The 4,631-nt window shown below is 69.7% G+C and carries 5 protein-coding genes; all 5 read left to right on the forward strand.

Going from position 1 to position 4,631, the window contains the following annotated elements; genetic code table 11:
* The first annotated feature begins 49 nt into the window (after nt 1-49).
* Genes obgE through nadD form a run of 5 tightly spaced genes read left to right on the forward strand, consistent with a single transcriptional unit; the run spans nt 50 to nt 4,482 of the window.
* Nucleotides 50-1,552, forward strand: a complete 1,503-nt coding sequence (gene obgE, locus QM568_RS01375; protein ID WP_415135053.1) for a GTPase ObgE — start codon at nt 50-52, stop codon at nt 1,550-1,552.
* The gene (gene proB / locus QM568_RS01380; protein WP_415135055.1) at nt 1,549-2,334 is read left to right on the forward strand and encodes a glutamate 5-kinase; all 786 of its coding nucleotides are present in this window, start codon (nt 1,549-1,551) and stop codon (nt 2,332-2,334) included. The genes obgE and proB overlap by 4 nt, the downstream gene beginning before the upstream one ends.
* 9 nt (nt 2,335-2,343) lie before the next feature.
* On the forward strand, nt 2,344-3,597 hold the full coding sequence (locus QM568_RS01385) for a glutamate-5-semialdehyde dehydrogenase (RefSeq protein WP_415135057.1): 1,254 nt from the start codon (nt 2,344-2,346) through the stop codon (nt 3,595-3,597).
* 51 nt (nt 3,598-3,648) lie between these two features.
* Entirely contained in the window at nt 3,649-3,873 is a 225-nt protein-coding gene (locus tag QM568_RS01390; RefSeq protein ID WP_415135059.1) for a hypothetical protein, read from the forward strand.
* A 6-nt stretch (nt 3,874-3,879) separates the two neighbouring features.
* Complete coding sequence (gene nadD / locus QM568_RS01395) at nt 3,880-4,482, forward strand: nicotinate-nucleotide adenylyltransferase (protein ID WP_415135061.1); 603 nt, start codon at nt 3,880-3,882, stop codon at nt 4,480-4,482.
* Nucleotides 4,483-4,631 lie beyond the last annotated feature (149 nt).

The following is a 4,631-nucleotide window of genomic DNA, read 5'->3' on the forward strand; positions in this document are numbered from 1 at the left end:
ATCGGGGCGGGCTTCGGCCCGCCCCGATTCTGTCTATGAGGAGAGAGACATGGTCACCTTCGTCGACACCGTGACGCTGCATCTGCGGGCGGGCAAGGGCGGCAACGGCTGTGTCTCCGTGCACCGCGAGAAGTTCAAGCCGCTCGGGGGCCCCGACGGCGGCAACGGAGGCGACGGAGGCGACATCGTGCTCGTCGCCGATCCGCAGACCGGCACCCTGCTGTCGTACCACCACTCGCCGCACCGCGCCTCTGGCAACGGCGGCTTCGGCATGGGCGATCACCGCGCCGGCTACGCGGGCGAGACGCTCGAGTTGCCTGTCCCCGTCGGCACCGTGGTGAAGAACCCGGCCGGCGAAGTCCTCATCGACATGATCACCCCGGGTGAGCGCTTCGTCGTCGCCCGAGGCGGTCAGGGCGGCCTCGGCAACGCCGCGCTCGCGACGCCGAAGCGCAAGGCCCCCGGCTTCGCGCTGCTGGGCACCCCGGGCTTCGAGGGCGATGTGATCCTCGAGCTCAAGACCGTGGCCGATGTCGCGCTCGTCGGTTACCCGTCAGCGGGCAAGTCGAGCCTCATCGGCGCGATCTCGGCTGCGCGCCCGAAGATCGCCGACTACCCGTTCACCACCCTGCATCCGAACCTCGGCGTCGTGCAGCAGGGCGACTTCCGCTACACCGTCGCCGATGTGCCGGGCCTCATCGAAGGCGCGAGCGAGGGGCGCGGGCTCGGCCTCGAGTTCCTCCGCCACGTCGAGCGCTGCTCCGCGCTGCTGCACGTCCTCGACTGCGCGACCCTCGACCCCGGCCGCGACCCGATCTCCGACCTCGACGTGATCCTCGCCGAGCTCGCCGCCTACGAGGTGCCCGAGGGGCAGGTGCCGCTGCTGGAGCGGCCCCAGCTCATCGCGCTGAACAAGATCGACGTGCCCGACGCGCGCGATCTCGCCGACCTCGTGCGTCCAGAGCTCGAAGCACGCGGGTTCCGGGTGTTCGAGATCTCCACCGTCTCGCACGAGGGCCTGCGGCCGCTGACCTTCGCCCTCGGCGAGATCGTCGACGCGCATCGTGCTGAGCTCGCTGCCGCCGAGGTCGTCGCACCCCGCGTGGTCATTCGTCCGACGGGATCAGAGAAGCCGTTCACGATCCGCGTCGAGGGCGGCACCTACGGCAACGTCTACCGGATCCTCGGCGAGAAGCCGGTGCGCTGGGTGCAGCAGACCGACTTCCAGAACGAGGAGGCCGTCGGCTATCTCGCCGACCGTCTCGAGAAGCTCGGCGTCGAGGACGAGCTCTTCCGCCTCGGCGCCGTGCAGGGCTCCACCGTGCTCATCGGCGAGGGCGACAGCATCGTCTTCGACTGGGAGCCCACGATGAGCTCGGCCGCCGAGCTCATGGTGGCGCCCCGCGGCACCGACCCGCGGCTGGCGCCGAACGCCCGCCGGACGACGTCGGAACGCCGTGAGCAGTATTACGAGCGCATGGACGCCAAGGCCGAGGCTCGCGCCGAACTCGAGGCGGAGCGGCTCGCGGCATACCGCGAGGACGCCGAGTGACCGCCCGCACGCGCGCGGACATCGCCACGGCGTCGCGCATCGTGGTGAAGGTCGGCTCGTCGTCGATCAGCGGGGAGTCCTCGTGGCGCATCCCGATGCTCGTGCACGCGCTGGCCGCGGCGCACGCACGCGGCACCGAGGTCGTGCTGGTCTCCTCCGGAGCGATCGCCACAGGCATCCCGTTCCTCTCGCTCGACGCCCGGCCCACCGATCTCGCCACCCAGCAGGCGGCGGCGGCGGTCGGTCAGAACATCCTCGTCTTCCGCTATCAGGAGGCGCTGAGGCCCTTCGACATCGTCGCGGGTCAAGTGCTGCTCACCACCGGCGACCTCGAGAACCCCACCTCGCGCAGCAACGCCCGTCGCGCGATGGACCGGTTGCTCGGGCTGCGCGTGCTGCCGATCGTCAACGAGAACGACACGGTGGCCACCCAGGAGATCCGCTTCGGCGACAACGACCGCCTCGGCGCCCTGGTCGCCGAGCTCATCGGCGCCGATGCGCTCGTGCTGCTCAGCGATGTCGAGTCGCTGTACACGAAGCCCCCGTCCATGCCCGGCGCAGAGCCGATCGACATCGTCCCCGCCGATGCCGACCTCGCCGGCCTCGAGTTCGGCTCGACGGTGGTGAACAGCGTGGGCACAGGGGGAGCGGCGACGAAGGTCTCCGCCGCGCGTCGTGCCGCGGCATCCGGCATCGGCGTCCTCGTCACCAGCACCGACCTCGTCGACAAGGCGCTGACCGGCGCTGACATCGGGACGTGGTTCGAGCCCGCGCTCTCCTAGACTGGCGGCATGACCGACCAGACCGCCCAGGTGCGCCTGGAGCGCGCCAAAGAGGCGTCCCGCGCCACCGCAGCGCTCACCAGCGACGCCAAGGTCCGCATCCTCGAGGAGATCGCCGGTGCCCTCGAGCAGAACGCCCCGCGTATCATCGAGGCCAACGGCAAGGACATCGACCGCGAGCGCGAGAACGGCATCGGCGAGTCGCTCATCGACCGGCTCCGCCTCGATGACAAGCGCGTCGCCGCCCTCGCCGCTGCCGTCCGAGAGGTGGCCGCCCTGCCCGACCCCGTCGGTCGTGTGGTGGGTGGTCACCGGATGCCGAACGGCGTCGCCCTCGAACAGGTCCGGGTGCCCTTCGGTGTCGTCGGGGCGATCTACGAGGCCCGCCCCAACGTGACCGTCGACATCGCCGCGCTCGCCCTGCGTTCAGGCAACGCCGTCGTCCTGCGTGGCGGCAGCGCCGCCCTCGAGTCGAACACCGTGCTCGTGGCCGTCATGCGCGAGGCGCTCGAACGCGCCGGGCTCACCGCCGAGGCCATCCAGACCGTCGACGACTTCGGTCGCGAAGGCGCGAAGGCGCTCATGCACGGCCGCGGCTTCATCGACGTGCTCGTGCCCCGCGGCAGCGCCGGGCTCATCGAGGCGGTCGTCACGGAGTCCACCGTGCCGGTGATCGAGACGGGGGCGGGCAACGTCCACATCGTCCTCGATGAGAGCGCGCCCGATGACTGGGCGCGTGACATCGTCGTGAACGCCAAGGTGCAGCGGCCGAGCGTCTGCAACGCCGTGGAGACCGTGCTCGTGCACCGACAGGCCGCGTCCCGGCTCATCCCGCTCGTCGCGAGCGCGCTGCAGAGCGAGGGCGTTGCGATCCACGGCGACGACGTCGTCGCTGGCCTCGTTTCGAACGTGATCCCGGCGACTGAGGAGGACTGGCGGACGGAGTACCTGAGCCTCGACATCGCGATGAAGGTCGTCGACTCGCTCGACGAGGCGCTCGATCACATCCGCCGGTACAGCACAGGGCACACGGAGTCGATCGTGACGACCGATTCGCGCAACGCCGAGCGTTTCCTCGCCGAGGTCGACTCGGCCGTGGTGATGGTGAACGCCTCGACGAGGTTCACCGACGGCGGCGAGTTCGGATTCGGCGCCGAGGTCGGCATCTCGACCCAGAAGCTGCACGCGCGCGGGCCCATGGGGCTCTCCGAGCTGACCAGCACGAAGTGGCTGGCGCGCGGAGCGGGTCAGATCCGGGGCTGAGGGCTAGACTAGGGGGCGCTGTACCACCCGCAGGCACGAATGGGAGCCAGGATGAACCTCGTCGCACAGATCGCGATGGCCGCCGCCGAGACCGAGCACCACGGCAACGTCGCGCTCGACACGCTGATCTTCGGGATCATCGCTGCGATCGTGTTCACGTTCCTGGGCCTTGTCACCTTCTCGTACAAGAACGTCGCCAACCGTCACGCGGCCAAGGCCGAGGCGTTCGCCGCGAAGCACGGCAAGGACGGCCACGGAGCAGGGCACGGCCACTAAGCCTGTATGAGCACCACGACCTCGCGCGCACCGCGCATCGGTGTGATGGGTGGGACATTCGACCCGATCCACCACGGGCACCTGGTTGCCGCCAGCGAGGTCGCGCACTCCTTCGATCTCGACGAGGTCGTCTTCGTGCCGACCGGGCGCCCATGGCAGAAGCAGGAGGTCACCCCCAGCGAGCACCGCTATCTCATGACCGTGATCGCGACGGCATCCAATCCGCAGTTCACGGTGAGCCGCGTCGATGTGGACCGTGCTGGGCCCACTTACACCATCGACACCCTTCGCGATCTCAAGCGCGAGCGTCCTGACGCGGAGCTCTTCTTCATCACCGGCGCCGACGCCGTGGCGCAAATTCTCAGTTGGAGGGACCATGATGAGTTGTGGGAGCTGGCCCACTTCGTCGCGGTCTCCCGCCCGGGGCACGTGCTGAGCATCGACGGTCTCCCGCCCGGCGACGTCAGCCAGCTCGAGGTTCCGGCGCTGTCGATCTCGTCGACGGCATGCCGGGAGCGCGTGCATGACGGTGAGCCGGTCTGGTACCTCGTTCCCGACGGGGTCGTCCAGTACATCGCGAAGCATCATCTGTATCGGAGCAAGGCATGAGCACATCGGATCAGCAGAGGCCGCTGACGCGTAAGCAGCTGCGAGAGATCCGGCTGACGGGGTCGACGCCGGTCATCTCGGCGGAAGACGCCGCAGCCGCCGCGGCGGCCGCACCGCCCGTTCCGCCGCTGCCCGTCCCGCCGCTGCCG

The organism is Microbacterium sp., assembly GCF_047607465.1.
Taxonomy (GTDB): Bacteria; Actinomycetota; Actinomycetes; order Actinomycetales; family Microbacteriaceae; genus Microbacterium.

What these genes read in the sequence shown, in the direction of transcription:
- obgE (WP_415135053.1), top strand. Translation starts at nt 50, where the DNA reads ATGGTCACCTTCGTCGACACCGTGACGCTGCATCTGCGGGCGGGCAAG.
- QM568_RS01385 (WP_415135057.1), top strand. Translation starts at nt 2,344, where the DNA reads ATGACCGACCAGACCGCCCAGGTGCGCCTGGAGCGCGCCAAAGAGGCG.
- QM568_RS01390 (WP_415135059.1), top strand. Translation starts at nt 3,649, where the DNA reads ATGAACCTCGTCGCACAGATCGCGATGGCCGCCGCCGAGACCGAGCAC.
- nadD (WP_415135061.1), top strand. Translation starts at nt 3,880, where the DNA reads ATGAGCACCACGACCTCGCGCGCACCGCGCATCGGTGTGATGGGTGGG.